We start from the raw sequence: 13926 nt of genomic DNA on the forward strand, positions 1-13926 counted from the left end.
GCGTCGATTTCCTGCTCCAGGCCACGGATGACACCTGTTGCGGCCGGGTTCGACCCGAGCGCCTCCTGCTGGGAGCCGAGACCGGCTATCGCTGCGGCCGCTGCCCTTGCTCGCTCGGCCACGCCGTTCAGGCTGATCTGGAAGCTGGCGAGCGATGGCAGACCGGTCTGCTCGATCAGCTCGAAGACGATCTGCTGCGCCCGCGCAAAATCCTCGCTTGCATCCTTGCCTTCGGCCGCTGCCTCGGTCGCCCTGTCGAAGGCCGATTGCAGCTCGGAAAGCACCTCCGTCTCAGCCCCGAAGTCCTGGAGCAGCAGCACTGTGTCGGCGAATTCAACCTGGAGGTCGCGCACCGCCTCGCGAAGCGGATCGATCTGATTGGCGCGCAGCACCTCGAAGCTCGTCTCGGCCGCCTGGATGAGGCCCAGGCGCTCCTGTTCCTTGATGAACTCCCTGAGCTGAGGGATGGTGCCGACGAGCGCCTCGTCCAGGGCGCGCACCGCCTCTTCCTGTTTCTTGATCCTTTTTTCCGCATCCTCGCCGCTGTCGAAAATCGTCGAGAACAGGGCGCTTGCCGCGGTCGCCGCCAGGCCGAAGCCCACCACAGCCAGATTGAGCGGATTGAGCAGGAACGTCGTCAGTCCCTGTCCGACCGCGCGCAGCGCTTGAAGAACGGTCGTTCCCTGGCGGAACGACTGCGCGATCTGCGAGCCCTGCTGCGCGATGACCGTGAACGGGCTTTGCCCGCTTGCCAGGCCCACGGCGATGTCCTGCAGCTGGAACTGCATGTTCGCCAGTTGCTGTGTGGTGAGTTGGACGGCGCCGCCGGCCCGGCCTGCGCCGGCCACAAGCGCCGTCCCGACAGCCTGGCTCCTGGCCGCCACCGTGTCGAGCGCCTGGCCGAGGCCTTCGGCCCTTGTCTGGGCCTGCCTGATCCCCTGATTGAAGCCCTTGTCGCTGGTCGAGAGGTCGAGCAGCGCCTCGCCGAGACGTTCAACCACTTTCGCCTCCGCCCATACCCGGCATCTTCACCGAAATCCCGATCATCGCCAGCATCTGGGGTGTCGCTTTCGCCGCCGCCTGCCGCTCGCCCCGCGCCATGCGTTCAAGCCGCTCGATCGACCGCCGCGTTTCCCGCTTTTCGATACGCCCGGACCCGAGCGCGACCGCGTTGATCGCCATAAGCTGTTCCTCGGCCGCGATCCTCGGCATCATGACCCGGTAAGCCCTTACGACCGCTGCCGGCGCATGGGCGAACCACCACTCGGGGTCTCCGCCGTAGAAGCGCTGGAGGCGGGGAAGTTCTTCGCCCCAGTCGACTGTCCAGCCCCGTCTTGCGCGCTTTCCGGCGCCGCCTCGTTCCTCGTCTTCTGGCCCGCCTTCGCGATCGCTCCCGCCAACCCCAGCCTCCGGCGCAGCAGGAGCCCGGTAAAAACCTCGACGATCGCCAGCATGTGCGCCTCCGACAGCCGCGAAAGCACCTTGGAAGGCAGCTCCACCACCACCTTGCGCACCACGTCGCGGATGAGCTCGGCGAGCTCCTCGCCCTGATTGCCGGCCTTCGTCAGCCGGTCGATCTCCTGCCCCTTCAACGCGAAGAAATGGCTCTCGATCAGGCTCAGCTCGTCGGGAGAGCGGATCTCGTAAAGATTGCCGTCGATGCGGATCCTTGGCCGCTCGATCAATGTCGAAAGGTCCAGGATCGGTTCGGACCTGGTCGGCTCGCTGCCCATGCGCGCGCTCCTGATGCGGTGTGAAGTTTTCAGAGTGATCGGTCGGATGCGGGCCTACGGCAGCGCGGCCGCGTTGCCGAAGATCAGCCGCCCGAAACGATCGTCCTCGCTTGCCGCGTTAGGGTCGACCAGAGCGGAGAATTCGAGTGCCAGGCCGGCAGGCTCACCCTTGCGGTACTGCACCTCCGGGGAGCCGGACATGTAGCAGTACGGAACCTCGTATTGCCCGGCCAGGCCGTCGCCATAGGGCGACACGCCGCGCACCAGGAGGGCCATGGTCGTGACCTGGTCGCCCTGGTAAAGCTTCAGCGCCTTGAACCCCTGGGTGCCGACGCCAGGCGCGGTCGTGGCGACCGCGTTGCTGTTCACCGCCAGGCGGTATTGCTCCAGCGTCACGTCCCACAGCGTCGCGGCGATCGTCAGATCCTCTTCGGTACGAAAGGCCTTCACCGCGCCGGTGGCGCCGAGCGGCCGCACCGCGTTGACGCTCTGGCTGTGGTTGATGGTGACACCCTCCGGATCGTAGGAGAGGTCGCCGGAGGTGCCGATCTGCACCCAACCGCCGGCGGGAACGGCGTCGAGCGCCGGGAAGGCCTCGCCGAGCGGCGCGTAGTAGAGCGTGAAGGGCGCCGCGATGATTTCGAACGGTGCGGGCATCAGGATACCTCCTTGAGGGCGGAAAAGACCTGGTAGGACTGGTAGGCGACGGGCCAGTTGCCGTCGCGGTCGCGCCCGGCGGAATACCCGCCGGCCGGCTCGACCCAGTGGATGAGCACGCCGGAAACGACGACGCGGCGGAGCCTGGAGAGGACGTCACGGCCGGCGCGGGCAAGCTCGTTCGCCTGGTTTGGCGTCTCGCCGTAGAAGAAGAGATCGAGCCTTTGCGTATCGTGCTCGACGAAGCTTCCGGCCGCGATCGACGCCCCGCCGGCCGGCTGGATCATCGTCGCCGCACGCGGCATGGACGCCGTCTCGGCGGGCGGCAGCTCGCCGGCGAAGACGCGCCCTTGCGAAGCGGCATTGAAAGCCGCGTCGGCCAGCAGGGCATTCATGATCGCACCGACGAGATCCGCCACGCACCAGCTCCTGAACCAAGCCCCGGCCGGACGCATCCAGGCTGGGGCGATATGGAGCGAGGCTAGCCGCGCGCGCGCGTCCGAACTATCCGCGCGGCCGCGCGGGTAAGCCGGTTGTCATGTCGATACGGGGAGGCGGGCGTAGCATCGCGGCAGCCGGCGGCGCCGTCAAGAGCCGGGCCTTCAGCTGCCCTGGCCCGACCGTTCGAAGGCCTTTTTGATGCGGCGGGCGAGCTTCGGATATTCCTTGTCGGCAGCCGGCCGCAGGTATGGCCTTGCCGGGATCTTCACCTCGGTCTTCAGGACCCAGTGCACATCGCCGCTGTTCCGGTCGACGAGAAGCGGCTGGCCTTTCAGGGATTGCGCATAGGCGAGTTCGCCCATGCGCCTGGGGCTGCCCGCCCGCTCGGCCTCGGCCGACACCGGGATCGCCAGGAACTTCGCCTGGACGGGTCTGATCGTGCCGCCGAGCTCGTGGATCCTCGCATAGGCCACGTCGCGCGCGCCCCATGTGCCGCGCACCCCGTCCGTCACCGGCTCGGCGACGCGCACGATGTCGATCGCGCCTTCCAGCACGCCGGTCCGGTTCTGCCAGTCGTGATTGCGCTTCGCCTCGGCGGCGGCCGCCGCCATCGTCTGGTTGACGCCGGTCTGCTGCGCGGCTCGCATCTTGGCGGTGACCGCCTTGCCGAACCACTTCAGGGATTTCGTCTTGCCGACCACGTCTCAGTCCTCGAGCGCACGCATCTGAACTACCCTATGAAACCGGGGAGTACCGTCGTCGTTTTGCGACAGGAACGCCTTTGGATGAGCAGAAAGCTGGCGGCTGAACCGCTGCAGCTCGCACGGGTAAAGCGGCTCATACAGGACGTCGCTCTGATCGGTAATCGCGTTATATGCCGCGCCGGCGATCACATAGCGGGCGCCTGACTTCGTGTGCTGCCAGATCTCGCCCTTCCTGGGCAATTGGCTTTCGCGCGCGGCGATTGCAGATCTGTTTTTGTCGGTCATCAAATCCCCATTGCTCGTTCAATTGCCGCGCGCTTGCAGAGCCGCCAGGCCGTTCTCATTAGTCGATCAAGGCGAACGGCTTCCTTTCGCAGATCCGAGCCTGGGGGAAGCTTCCAGTATGCATTGTTGCCGAAGCGACGCCGGTATCGCCGGAAAAGGCCTGACTTTCTCTGTCGGATATATCGAGGCACCGCGGTCCAATGATGCCCACAAATCCACTCTTCTCCCGCTCTGATCATCGCCTCGCCTTTGCGCTGACCTCGTGTTCTTCGACAACCGGGAACAAGGCAGCGGAGGCGTTCAGACATCGCTCGGAACCGGCCCAACGCCGACCATCATGGGTGACGGTACGCTACCCAGGATGCGCACATGCACGGAAGCGCCGGCATTAAGGGCGGCGAGTTCTGCCGGCGTCGGCTGCCAGGCCGTGACCATTGCCGGCGTTCCATCCCCATTGACGTTGCAGTTCACCGCCTCGTCGCGAATGGGCAAGCCGAGATATCCCTGGCTCTTGCCGACGATGCGCGTTGCGCCTTCGATCATGGAGATCTGCATCAGCGGATCCTCTTCAACGCCGCTTCAAGATGGGTGTGCTTGCGCTGGACCGGGCCTTCGATGCGCAGCCGGCCCGCAATGATGACGTTGCCGCGCGCATCGGTGACGGCCGAGATCTCGTCCTTCTCGTCGACATCGGCGGCGAGCGGGAACATTGCCCGCATGTCCTCGACCATCGCCGTCTTGTCGCCGTCGACGATCTCCTGGGAAAGCCTCGACCAGACGAAACACTTGACGACGGCAAGCGGCTGGAATTCGGGAGCGACCGGATTGTTCCAGGCATCGCTGCCCGCGGCCACGTTGCGTTCCACCATCGCTCGCATGGTCAGGCGGCCGGCGATCATGTGAGCGCCAGCGGCTGGTCGATCCCGCTCCCGATACCCGAATTCAGCTCGACCGAACTTCCCGCATGCCGACCGCGTAGAAAGTCGCTTTCGACGCCGCCTCCTTTAGGTTGAGCGATACGGCTCTTGACCGGGACCAGGTTCGGGTGCCGCTCAGCCAGGTAAAGGGCGACCAGGGCATCCGGTTGCGGCTCCGGCAACAGGGCGGAGATCTTCACGTAGACGGCCGCAGTCCAGGCTTCGCAATATATGTCCGCGCGAAGCCGCTTGCGCCCGGGCTTGCAGCGCTTCAGATGCGAACGGATATAGCCAGCTCGTGCGCCCTTCAGTCGGCGAAACAGCACTGCGAATGCGTATGCAGCGATTTCCGGTACCGCGCCGCGGCCGACAAAGGTGCGATCGCCATCCGCGTTTAAGAAGCACTCGACGGCAAGCGCGCGGCAAACGGCGTTTGACAGGATAGTCTCCCAGCGAGGCGGCCGCTGGGAACGATTGCCGCGAGCGCTGGCTTCCTCGACTTCGGACATGGCCAGTTTCGCTTCCGTGACGCCGTGAGCTTCCATCAGCTCACGCGCCTTGGAGAGTGCTATTGCCGCCTCGTTCTCATTGGCGCTTTGAGCCAATGCGAGACACTTGCGAATTTTGGCCAGGATCGCCTTGTCGGTCATGCCATCACCATGCGCTCTCGGCCGAGGCTCGCCAGAAGCTTCTCGCGCTCCTCGGTAACGTCGGCACTACCGAGTGTGAATGAATAGTCGCCGGCCCGTTCGCTTCTCAGCCCGCCGCGATAGGAGAGATCCAGCTGCATGAGCTTGATCGTCACCTCCTCGCGCGCGGCCTGGTCCCCAAGCGGGGTATAAGTGGCACGAACCAGCGGCGCCCAGTAGTCGCGGCCGTTCGGCCCGCCGTTCAGCCGCTGCAGTGTCCTCCCGCCATGCAGGACGCGGTAGTCCCCGGCGGCGAGCTCCACCTCGTTGCCCGCGAGGCCGGAATTGGCTGGATCGAGTTCGACGATCGTCGCCGGCTGCGCGCTGTCCATCGCCCTTGGCAGGCGCAACACCCTTCTGAAGCGGGAATTGGGATCGACCGGATCTCCGAGCTCGATCGTGATCGGTCCGGCCGGGCCGAAGCGGGCCTCGATCTCCGCCGTGATCGCATCGATCATTGCGGCAAGCTCTGCGTCGGAAAGGTCGGATCCGGTTCGTTCCTTCACCCGGTCGATCAGAGGCATGTCCGCTCACCCCGCAGGTCTTTGGTTGAGGTGCCGGTCTCTCCCGGCTGTCACGTCCCCCGTCAGACGTTGCAGCCGGGGACCGCGGCCCGGCGCCGCCTACTCGCAACTCCCGACCAGTCACGCCGGCACCCCATCTCCGGCAAGTGTGACCGCGCTGCCCTCGGTTGCTTTCGCCCTGGTATTCCTCGATCAGCCGGTCGGCGGCTTCATCAGCTCGCGTGCCTGGGTTACCCAGCTCTGCCAGTCGGCACGCGGCGACAGGCCCTTGACCACGGGCGGCGACGCAGGATCGACCGCCGCGAGGGCGGAGAAGCTGTCGATGCCGGCGGCTTTCAGCGCGGCTTGCGCCGCCGCGCCAATGCCCTTGATCACCGAAAGATCTTCTCCTTTCTCGCCCTTGTCTTCCTGGCCGCGTCGTTCCTTGTCCTCGGCCGGGGCGGATTGCTTCTTCCCGCCCTTCGCCAGGCTGCCGTCGACAAGGCCGAAACGCTCCACGGCCGAGGCCGGGATCTCGTCGCCAGGCGCGGCATAAAGGAAAGCGGCGCGTAGATCGCCTTCGCCGACGAGCTTCGATTTGTCCTTGGTCAGATAAAGACGTTCTTTCGCCTGCATGGCGCCCTCCTACTCGGACCTTGCCCAAAGGACGTGGAGAAAATCGCCCGTGGTGTCGGTGGTGGTGTTTTCGATGACGCCGGCCTTGCCAGCGGTGATCGAGAATTCTGCGGTGCGATCCACCCGGGTCGGCGGCGTGCCCTCGGTGATGTGTTCAACGGAAAGCAGGGTGTCGCCAGGCGAGAGCGCGCCGGGCACCTCATGCTCGCCCACCGGCCCGCCGGGGATCAGGGCACAGCCCACGGGCCTCGAAAATCCGGAAATCGTTGGCATGGTGATCTCCTGTTGCGGCCGAATGCCCGCCCGGTACTCTCGACTTCCGGGCGGGCGCTCCGCGGGTTGTGGCTTAGAGGCCGGTGACCGAGCAGAAGGCGGCCGGGCGGAACACCACGAAGGCCGCCCGCATGTCGCCGCGCACCGTGCGCTTGCCCTCGTTGAACTGGGTGCCGACATAGCCGATCTGGATGTCGACGCCCTTGCGCTCGAACAAGCTGATCCAGGCAGGCTGGAAGGAGCCGACATAGCCGGTGCCCTTTGCGTCCGCATCCTGCTGCACCACCGGCAGGCCCCAGAGGCGCTCAGGCCCGGCCTCCGAGGGCGAGCCCCAGATATAGACGCCGTCGACGGTGCGCAGCAGGCGCACGCCCTGCCAGTCTTCCGGATGCATGACGTGATGGGTCGGGATCGCCCGGCCGGTGACGCGGACCTTCGTCATTGCCTTGTAGAAGGCGTCCGGCACCGGATCCGCGCCCTTGGCCTGGGTCTGGATGCCGACGACGTTCTTCAGGCCGCGCAGGTTGGCGCCGGCGCCGTCGCCGACCAGCACCTGGCCGTCCAGTCGCTGGCGGATGCCGAAGGTCAGCCGCGAGTTGATGTAGCCCTGCATCAGGGGCACGTCTTCCAGCTGCTCGTCGGTCACCGGAATGCTGTCGGTGATCTTGACCACCGGCGACGTCTTTTCCGTGAATACGAAGGTGCTTTCCGCATAGGCCGCGCCCTCGGCCTTCTCGGCCGCGGCGTGGGCGCGGGTGGTTTCCTCCATGTACTTGATCGCCGCCTGACCCGTGGTCGACATCGGGATGATGTCGATGAGCTGCAGCGGGCGCGTGGCGCCTTCGACGAACCCGGGAAGGCGGATGCTTTCGGGCGCGAAGCCTGCGCCGGTCTCCAGAAGCGCCTTGGAGCCGAGGGTCTCGAATACGGCGCCCTTGGCCAGCATGTCGGACGGCAGCAAGTCCTCGTAGGAGAAGTTGATGCCGTTGGGCGTGCCGTGCTTCACCCACTCGGCATAGGCCTTCTCGGCCGCCACGAGCTCGCCCAGGCTCTTGACCCGGCTCCTGGCCTGTTCGTCCTTTGCACCCGGAATGGGGAGGCGGCCGCGCACCTTCTCGCGATCAGCAAGCGCGCTCGCCGCCTTTTCGGCCGTTTCGAGCTTTTCGGCCTGCGAGGCGAGATCGTTCAGCTCGTCATCCATCGCCTTGACCTTCTCGGCCACGGCGATCGAGCCCTTCACGTCCTTGCCGAGGCAAGTGACCTTGTTGAAGTCGTAGCTCTTCTGGCCGCTGTCGGTCGTGACCTCGGCCTCCTCGAACACCTTGTGCAATTCGGTCTGCTTTGCCGCGAGCTTTTCGCGGACTTCTTTCAGGGTGGTCATTCGACCCCTCCATTGTCGGTGGAACGTCCGCCGACGCGCCCGCGCGCGGCCTCTCGTGCTGCAAATCCGCCCCGCGGCCGGCGCGGGGCATTGCATGAGGTCGAGACTAGGAGAAAGGAGGAGGGTCGGACTATCCGCGCGGCCGCGCGGGTGAAGGCTCAGGAGCTATCAGTTCGACTTTCGGCGATTGCCGGGATGGATATCGGGCAGCGCTCGCAACGCTTTTATGGCAGCTTCATCAATTGATCCGCAAGCCTGAAGCAATCGGCGTTCAATCTGGTCTTTTCTGCGCGAATAGCTCACGTCACGCCAACCAGACTTGTAACAGCGCTGCAACGTCCACTGAGGGACGCCTGGCTCTTCGATCAAGCGCCACTCGGCACCGAGCAGGCAAACCACACCGCCGTACTCGTCGCTTCTTTTTCCGGCGGGACGGCCGACATGGCCGGGATGCAGATCCGGCAGAGCGTGAAGGCCTGAGACACTTTCGGCGGTCGCGCCGGTCAGGCGCTCCACCAAATGGGCGAGGCCATCGCGGCGATGAGACCCGGCGACGGTGCGCCATGGTCTGGACACATCTCCGTTGTTCCGTTGCACCGCCCATCTGACGCCAAGATTGACCAATCGCCACTCGTTGTTGATTTCAGCGACTACGCCGTGGTATTCACGCTTGGTCGGAACGTTGGCGCTCATATTTTCTCCCGACGTCTCGGCCCTTGCAAAAGCACCCGGAAGCAAGCCTGCGAAAACCGGGGGCAACAAAACGATAATACCCCCGTAATTTCGAATTTAGAGCTCCATTTAAGGCGCTGAGCAGGCGTCTTGTCGAAAAATGGCGAATGCCCCGTAACAGCCTCGTTTCGCCTCTCAGCGGCCTTCTCTGTCGATTTCCTCCTCGCGCTTCAAACACGCCCTCACAGGCCAAGGCGGCGCCGGGCCGAGGCGGTGAGATGCTTCACCGCCAGCTGCTCGGCAGGATCGGTTTCGGGAGCGCCTGAAGCGATGAGCTCCTCGAGCTTGCCTTTCAGGTTGGCGAGCTGGTCGATCCTCGCTTTGGAAAGACCCCGGCCGTCCGCCTCCCTGAGAGCCTTCAGGCCGCCGGCGCGCCCGACGATGTCGTCGATCTCCGCCAGCACGCTCTCGATCTGGACGGCGAAGGATCCGCGCGACTTAAGGCCAAGCGTTGCGGTATCGATGCCGGCGCCGCGTACCACGGGCGAAACCTCGTGAACGTCGAGACGCTTCAGCACGCGGACGCGCTCGCCGTCGCGGCTTTCGTATTGAGCGTCGATCACCCCGAAGCCGTAGGACCATTCCTGCACGGCCTGGCCGTTCTCCAGGTCGAATTTCAGCGTCGAGTGCCATTCCCTACCGGCATCCGAGCCGAGGTTCAGATGGATCTCGGCGAGCGCCGCGTTGTTTTCCTCATAAACCCGAGCCTTGCCGAGCGGCATGGCGCGCCGATCGTGCGCCGGCAGGATCGGCACCCACTGGATCCCGCCTTCCTTCCACGAGAAGGCGCCGGGCAGATAGGTGTCGCCGTCATGATCGATCGCCGACAGCGTGGCGATACGGGCGAGGCCACGGCCTTCCCCGTCCATCTTTTCGACCGTAAGGCCCTTGGTCTCGATCTTCATGTGTCCTGCTCCTCTTCGTCCTGGTCCCCGAAATAGGGGGCAAAGGACAGGGTTCCGTTCGGATGTTCGTCCTGCGCCATCTGCGCAGCCTGGGCCGCCGTGACGATCGATCCGTTGCGGGCGATGTGACTTGGCAGGGACCGGCCCGGCCCCAGGCGGCCGTCAAAGACGATGAAGCGCTCGACGCCGGCGGCCCTGGCGCGCTCGATCGTCGAAATGTTCTGCGCATATTTGGTTTCGGTGCGGGCGATCGTGCGGGCGCGCGTGTCGGCATTCGACCAGGGACCGCTGCCGACGTGATCGGCAATGCGAGCGGCTAGCTGCGTCGCGCCTTCGCCCTGCGCCCGCCCTTCCGCGAGCGCATCGAAGAGCGCCTGGCGCGTCTGGGCCGACAGATCGACCAGGCCGGCGCGGCGGCCGCCGAAGCCGACGATCGAACGGGCAACCGGATCCGGCAGGCTGCCGCCTATCCCCGCGAGCTCCGCCGCCTCCGCCACCTGGCGCGCCACTTCCAGGTAATACGCCTCGTAGAGGCCGCGGAACGTGGTTTGATGCACACCGATGCCGAGCGCCTCCAGGATCCTCGCGATCAGCAGCTCGTCGGCCTTGGTCCCGTCCGCCCCGCGTGACTTCGACGCGCGTGACTTTGGCGCCAGGTCCTCTTCCTCAAGAAATGGCAGCGCTGCCGACGAAGCCTCCCTCGCGAATTGCTCGAAGAATGCCTTCAACCGGCCTTCGAAGGTTACCGCGAGCGGCCCTTCCTGGCGTGCCAGGATGCTCAGATAAGCCCGGCCGACCCGTTGCGCCGCCGGCGAAGCCAGGGCTTTTTGTCTGATCCGCTTCGGTTCGTCTTCAACGGTGCGCGGCGGGGCGCCGGCCGGCACCTCCACCGAAGAGAACGGCCGCAGATAGATGCGGTGGCTATCGTCGACTTCCAGGCCAGCGGCCGCGCGCGCCTCCGCCACCATGGCCCAGCCGCCTTGCACCCGCTTGTTCCAGCGCTCCGTTTCCTTGTCCTCGTCATCCTGAAGGGCAAGCACTTCCGATGTGTCCCACCACATCGTCAGGCCGCGCGTCTCGCCGAAATCCGGCAGCAGCGAGCGTTCGATCTCGTCGGAGAACATTCGTGCCAGCGGCAGGACGCCGTTGTGCCAGGCGATCTTGCGCATCTCCGTCATGGTCGCCCCGACCTTGGTCGATTGCAGGCCGGCGCCGAAGCCCACGATAGCGGGAGGAATGCCAAGGCAGGCGCAGACCCGTTCTTCCGCCACGTCGCGCGCCTCCGACATGTTCATTTGCTGAGGGTTGAAGCCGTAGGGCGTGACGTCGGTTGGCGCTCCCATGACCAGCGGCCCGCCGCGCCGGTCGCCGCCAAACGCTTCCTGGAACCACGACTTGGTTGCCTCGACATCCTCGACCGCCACCGCGCCGCCGCTCTTCGGCGAGATCACCACGCCTGGCACGCCCATGTTGCGCAGGAGCGAAGCCACGAAATTCGAGCTCTCCAGGTCCATGAAGATCTCGCGGATCGCGCCGTCGAGCGGCGACAGGCCTTTGCGCGGATTGCGCGGATTGAGGCCATGGCGGAAATGCACGACCTCCTCGGCCTCAAGCCGCATCGGTTGCAGGCCCCCGCCGGGCGTATATCGGTAGTGCGAAATGAACTTCTCGCCGTCATCCGAACCGAAGGGCTCCATCGTCCAATGCGGCACATACCAGAGCTCGCCGGGCCGCCCGGCACCGTTGCGAAGCTTGATCCAGTAGGCGTTGCCGTCCAGGCAGAAGGAAAAGACCGTCGCCATCCACAGCGCGATGTCGCCGTAATAAGCGTTTGGCCTGCGGATCAGTTGCAGGGCGCCGTGCTCGGAGATCTCCGTCACCTGGCGGCCGCGGCGGCTTGTCACCGTCAGCCGCGCCTCCGGCAGCGCGCGGCCGATCCACTGGACCGGCGCAGTCACCACGGACGTGTCCAGTCCGTCGCCGACTGCCTTGCGATAATCGTAGCGCGTGCCTTTCAGGAGCCCCTGCCACAGGCTCGGCCTGGGCGGATGGCGCAGCGATTGAAGAGCCTTTGAAAACCAGTTCATGCCGGGATCCAATCCTTGTCGATCGGGCTTTCCTGCGCCTGGCCGATCTGGCCGAAAAGCGGGCGCCATTGTCCGCCGGCCGCGCCGCCGGCGGCCTCTATGGCGAGCCCCAGTGCCCAGAAATGGTCAGCATGGCCGTCCGGCGTGCGCTCGGCCGTAAAGCGGATGTTGCCGGCCGAGGTGACCTGCTTGGTCACGGACCTCAGGTCTGCGCGGATCGGCGGCGAATAGGGAATGCGCAACCGCCTGTCTTCCATGTGCCCGCGCACCGGATAGGCGAGCGCTTCCTTGACCTTCGCGGTGAAGGTCACGGCCTCGACCTTGTAGGGACCGAATTTCTTCTGTGCGTCATCGGACCAGCCGATGCCAAGGCCGGTCGCATCGATGTCGGTGCGAACGCAACGCTCGATCCAGGGCCAGAGCACCTTCTCCTGCTCAGCCTTGCTCATGTTCTTGAGCGCCTCGACATGGCGCGTATAGAGCACGTCGCCAAGGCGCTCCAGCACCCAAATGACCGTCAGGTCATGCTTGCGGCCGATATCGATGCCGGCGAAGAGCTCGCCGCCCTCGATCTTGCGCCAGTCGGCATCGGCGGCGTATTCGCAGGCCGCGATCAGGTCATATTCCAGGAAGGCCGCATCGTCGTCGGCCGGCTGGCACATGTACTCCTGAAGGAAACTTTCCTCGTCGGCCGCGCCGCTCTTCACCCAGTCGAAATAGGCGGCTTCGTCCATCTCCTGGCGTTCGTCGTCTTCCGGCAGCGACTGCTGGAGCTTCCACAGGAAGCCGTCGTTCAGTGCGTCCTCGAGCGTCACCCTGTGCAGGCTGATCTTCTTTGGATTTCCGCCGTCCCGGTATTCCTTGACCAGGCTGTTGAAGAAGTTGTGCGAGCCGCGATGCGTCGAAATCACCTCCATCGAACCGCCCCAGGTGATGCCGGGATAGGCGATCGACCACAGCTTTCGCGGATCGGGATGCAGCGCGAATTCGTCGAGCACCCGGCCGCCGCGCTTGCCGGCCTGGGCATCCGGATTGGAGCTCATCGAATGGATGCGCCGGCCGTTGGCAAATCGCAGCACATAGGCGCTTGTCTTGCCGTCCGGGTCGACGGCCTGTTCGCCGAGATCGCGCGCGGCGAGTTCCAGATTGCCCGCCCAAAGCTTGCAGTCCTCGAGGAATAGACGCGCCTGGATGTCGTCGCGCGAGGAAACCCATTGATCGTGCCGTGCGGCGGCGAGCGCGGTGCGGGAAACCGTGGCATAGGCCGTCGACCAGGAAAGGCCGATCTGGCGACCTTTCTCCATCAGCTTCAGCCGGGAATTGTCCTGCACCCAGCGTGCCTGATAGGGCAGGAAGATCGCACCGCGATTGGCGGGGATGATGCGCGCGCGCCCCATCAGGCCCCCCCCATCAGGCGTCGGTTGATCTCCGCCATGGTCTCCTGCGAGACGCCCGCCTTCCTGGCGACTTCGGCCACATCCTCGGCCGCCTTCTTCATCCGCTCGTCGAATTCGGCTTGCAGCAATCGCCGCAGCTCGGCCGAGTGCCGCTGCGCGGTGATGGCGGCGCGGTTGGCGCTCGCCAGCGCGTTGATCTCCTTGGCCGACAGATCGCCCCTGGAAAGCAGCTCGTCGGCCGCCATCTTGATGCGTTCGGAAATCGCGACGGTCATCTTGTCGGCGCCGTCAGGCCCCATCGCTTCGGCGAGCGCAGTGGACAGCCGCAAGCGCTCGTCGTATTCGCGCCACTGCCGAGCCTTGCGGACCGAATAGCGGCTGAAGGCTCCCTTGGAGATCGAGCCTATGCCGAGATCCGCCAGCCGGGCGTTGAACTCCGCCAGGATGGCGACCTGCGGCCGCTTGCCGTCCCGCAGTTCCTGGTTGACCCAGGCAAGGTCGGCGTCCGCCTCTTCAGGCAGCATTTCCATGGTCGACAACCGTCCGCGACCTTCACGCCGTCCGCCGGCCTCGGGAGCGACCATTG

19 protein-coding genes are annotated in these 13926 nt (G+C 65.4%); all 19 read right to left on the reverse strand.

Annotation, left to right across the window (positions count from 1 at the left end; genetic code table 11):
• Positions 1 to 1001, reverse strand: a 1001-nt coding sequence (locus tag H2509_RS13175) for a phage tail length tape measure family protein (RefSeq protein ID WP_182166126.1), incomplete at its 3' end; no start/stop codon positions are given.
• Positions 994 to 1215 carry a hypothetical protein gene (locus H2509_RS13180; RefSeq protein ID WP_182166128.1) on the reverse strand — a complete coding sequence of 74 codons (222 nt, stop codon included), beginning with the start codon at positions 1213 to 1215 and terminating at the stop codon, positions 994 to 996. The genes H2509_RS13180 and H2509_RS13175, both read right to left, overlap by 8 nt.
• A gap of 14 nt (positions 1216 to 1229) precedes the next feature.
• A complete protein-coding gene (locus H2509_RS13185) occupies positions 1230 to 1733 on the reverse strand; it encodes a hypothetical protein (RefSeq protein WP_182166130.1) in 504 nt (167 codons plus the stop codon).
• Between the two features lie 54 nt (positions 1734 to 1787).
• Positions 1788 to 2390 carry a hypothetical protein gene (locus H2509_RS13190; protein WP_182166132.1) on the reverse strand — a complete coding sequence of 201 codons (603 nt, stop codon included), beginning with the start codon at positions 2388 to 2390 and terminating at the stop codon, positions 1788 to 1790.
• Positions 2390 to 2809, reverse strand: coding sequence for a DUF3168 domain-containing protein (locus H2509_RS13195; protein WP_328805081.1), 420 nt, complete (start codon positions 2807 to 2809; stop codon positions 2390 to 2392). Before H2509_RS13195 ends, H2509_RS13190 begins: the two co-directional genes overlap by 1 nt.
• 183 nt (positions 2810 to 2992) lie before the next feature.
• Complete coding sequence (locus H2509_RS13200; RefSeq protein WP_182166134.1) at positions 2993 to 3532, reverse strand: phage morphogenesis protein; 540 nt, start codon at positions 3530 to 3532, stop codon at positions 2993 to 2995.
• A 3-nt stretch (positions 3533 to 3535) separates the two neighbouring features.
• Positions 3536 to 3820: a hypothetical protein gene (locus H2509_RS13205; protein ID WP_182166135.1), complete on the reverse strand. Its 285-nt coding sequence runs from the start codon at positions 3818 to 3820 to the stop codon at positions 3536 to 3538.
• Between the two features lie 300 nt (positions 3821 to 4120).
• A complete protein-coding gene (locus H2509_RS13210) occupies positions 4121 to 4375 on the reverse strand; it encodes a hypothetical protein (RefSeq protein ID WP_182166136.1) in 255 nt (84 codons plus the stop codon).
• On the reverse strand, positions 4375 to 4719 hold the full coding sequence (locus H2509_RS13215; protein ID WP_182164916.1) for a hypothetical protein: 345 nt from the start codon (positions 4717 to 4719) through the stop codon (positions 4375 to 4377). The genes H2509_RS13210 and H2509_RS13215 overlap by 1 nt, the downstream gene beginning before the upstream one ends.
• On the reverse strand, positions 4716 to 5387 hold the full coding sequence (locus H2509_RS13220) for a DUF2786 domain-containing protein (RefSeq protein ID WP_182164914.1): 672 nt from the start codon (positions 5385 to 5387) through the stop codon (positions 4716 to 4718). Before H2509_RS13220 ends, H2509_RS13215 begins: the two co-directional genes overlap by 4 nt.
• Positions 5384 to 5950 carry a hypothetical protein gene (locus H2509_RS13225; protein ID WP_182164912.1) on the reverse strand — a complete coding sequence of 189 codons (567 nt, stop codon included), beginning with the start codon at positions 5948 to 5950 and terminating at the stop codon, positions 5384 to 5386. The genes H2509_RS13220 and H2509_RS13225 overlap by 4 nt, the downstream gene beginning before the upstream one ends.
• Before the next feature lie 192 nt (positions 5951 to 6142).
• Entirely contained in the window at positions 6143 to 6565 is a 423-nt protein-coding gene (locus tag H2509_RS13230) for a hypothetical protein (RefSeq protein ID WP_182164910.1), read from the reverse strand.
• Positions 6566 to 6574: 9 nt separating this feature from the next.
• Entirely contained in the window at positions 6575 to 6838 is a 264-nt protein-coding gene (locus H2509_RS13235; protein ID WP_182164908.1) for a hypothetical protein, read from the reverse strand.
• A 73-nt stretch (positions 6839 to 6911) separates the two neighbouring features.
• Positions 6912 to 8219, reverse strand: coding sequence for a phage major capsid protein (locus tag H2509_RS13240; protein WP_182164906.1), 1308 nt, complete (start codon positions 8217 to 8219; stop codon positions 6912 to 6914).
• Positions 8220 to 8387: 168 nt separating this feature from the next.
• On the reverse strand, positions 8388 to 8912 hold the full coding sequence (locus H2509_RS13245) for a hypothetical protein (protein ID WP_182164904.1): 525 nt from the start codon (positions 8910 to 8912) through the stop codon (positions 8388 to 8390).
• A 221-nt stretch (positions 8913 to 9133) separates the two neighbouring features.
• Positions 9134 to 9856, reverse strand: coding sequence for an HK97 family phage prohead protease (locus tag H2509_RS13250; RefSeq protein WP_182164902.1), 723 nt, complete (start codon positions 9854 to 9856; stop codon positions 9134 to 9136).
• A complete protein-coding gene (locus tag H2509_RS13255; RefSeq protein ID WP_182164900.1) occupies positions 9853 to 11943 on the reverse strand; it encodes a phage portal protein in 2091 nt (696 codons plus the stop codon). The genes H2509_RS13250 and H2509_RS13255 overlap by 4 nt, the downstream gene beginning before the upstream one ends.
• Positions 11940 to 13340: a phage terminase large subunit family protein gene (locus H2509_RS13260; RefSeq protein ID WP_182164898.1), complete on the reverse strand. Its 1401-nt coding sequence runs from the start codon at positions 13338 to 13340 to the stop codon at positions 11940 to 11942. Before H2509_RS13260 ends, H2509_RS13255 begins: the two co-directional genes overlap by 4 nt.
• The gene (locus H2509_RS13265; protein ID WP_182164896.1) at positions 13340 to 13924 is read right to left on the reverse strand and encodes a phage protein Gp27 family protein; all 585 of its coding nucleotides are present in this window, start codon (positions 13922 to 13924) and stop codon (positions 13340 to 13342) included. The genes H2509_RS13260 and H2509_RS13265 overlap by 1 nt, the downstream gene beginning before the upstream one ends.
• Positions 13925 to 13926 lie beyond the last annotated feature (2 nt).

The sequence above is a fragment of the Stappia albiluteola genome (assembly GCF_014050225.1).
Lineage (GTDB): Bacteria > Pseudomonadota > Alphaproteobacteria > Rhizobiales > Stappiaceae > Hongsoonwoonella > Hongsoonwoonella albiluteola.

Bases quoted from the DNA above. Each gene is read 5' to 3' on its own strand.
- H2509_RS13180 (WP_182166128.1), bottom strand. From the start codon at position 1,215: ATGATGCCGAGGATCGCGGCCGAGGAACAGCTTATGGCGATCAACGCG.
- H2509_RS13185 (WP_182166130.1), bottom strand. From the start codon at position 1,733: ATGGGCAGCGAGCCGACCAGGTCCGAACCGATCCTGGACCTTTCGACA.
- H2509_RS13190 (WP_182166132.1), bottom strand. From the start codon at position 2,390: ATGCCCGCACCGTTCGAAATCATCGCGGCGCCCTTCACGCTCTACTAC.
- H2509_RS13205 (WP_182166135.1), bottom strand. From the start codon at position 3,820: ATGACCGACAAAAACAGATCTGCAATCGCCGCGCGCGAAAGCCAATTG.
- H2509_RS13210 (WP_182166136.1), bottom strand. From the start codon at position 4,375: ATGCAGATCTCCATGATCGAAGGCGCAACGCGCATCGTCGGCAAGAGC.
- H2509_RS13215 (WP_182164916.1), bottom strand. From the start codon at position 4,719: ATGATCGCCGGCCGCCTGACCATGCGAGCGATGGTGGAACGCAACGTG.
- H2509_RS13220 (WP_182164914.1), bottom strand. From the start codon at position 5,387: ATGACCGACAAGGCGATCCTGGCCAAAATTCGCAAGTGTCTCGCATTG.
- H2509_RS13225 (WP_182164912.1), bottom strand. From the start codon at position 5,950: ATGCCTCTGATCGACCGGGTGAAGGAACGAACCGGATCCGACCTTTCC.
- H2509_RS13230 (WP_182164910.1), bottom strand. From the start codon at position 6,565: ATGCAGGCGAAAGAACGTCTTTATCTGACCAAGGACAAATCGAAGCTC.
- H2509_RS13235 (WP_182164908.1), bottom strand. From the start codon at position 6,838: ATGCCAACGATTTCCGGATTTTCGAGGCCCGTGGGCTGTGCCCTGATC.
- H2509_RS13240 (WP_182164906.1), bottom strand. From the start codon at position 8,219: ATGACCACCCTGAAAGAAGTCCGCGAAAAGCTCGCGGCAAAGCAGACC.
- H2509_RS13245 (WP_182164904.1), bottom strand. From the start codon at position 8,912: ATGAGCGCCAACGTTCCGACCAAGCGTGAATACCACGGCGTAGTCGCT.
- H2509_RS13250 (WP_182164902.1), bottom strand. From the start codon at position 9,856: ATGAAGATCGAGACCAAGGGCCTTACGGTCGAAAAGATGGACGGGGAA.
- H2509_RS13255 (WP_182164900.1), bottom strand. From the start codon at position 11,943: ATGAACTGGTTTTCAAAGGCTCTTCAATCGCTGCGCCATCCGCCCAGG.
- H2509_RS13260 (WP_182164898.1), bottom strand. From the start codon at position 13,340: ATGGGGCGCGCGCGCATCATCCCCGCCAATCGCGGTGCGATCTTCCTG.
- H2509_RS13265 (WP_182164896.1), bottom strand. From the start codon at position 13,924: ATGGTCGCTCCCGAGGCCGGCGGACGGCGTGAAGGTCGCGGACGGTTG.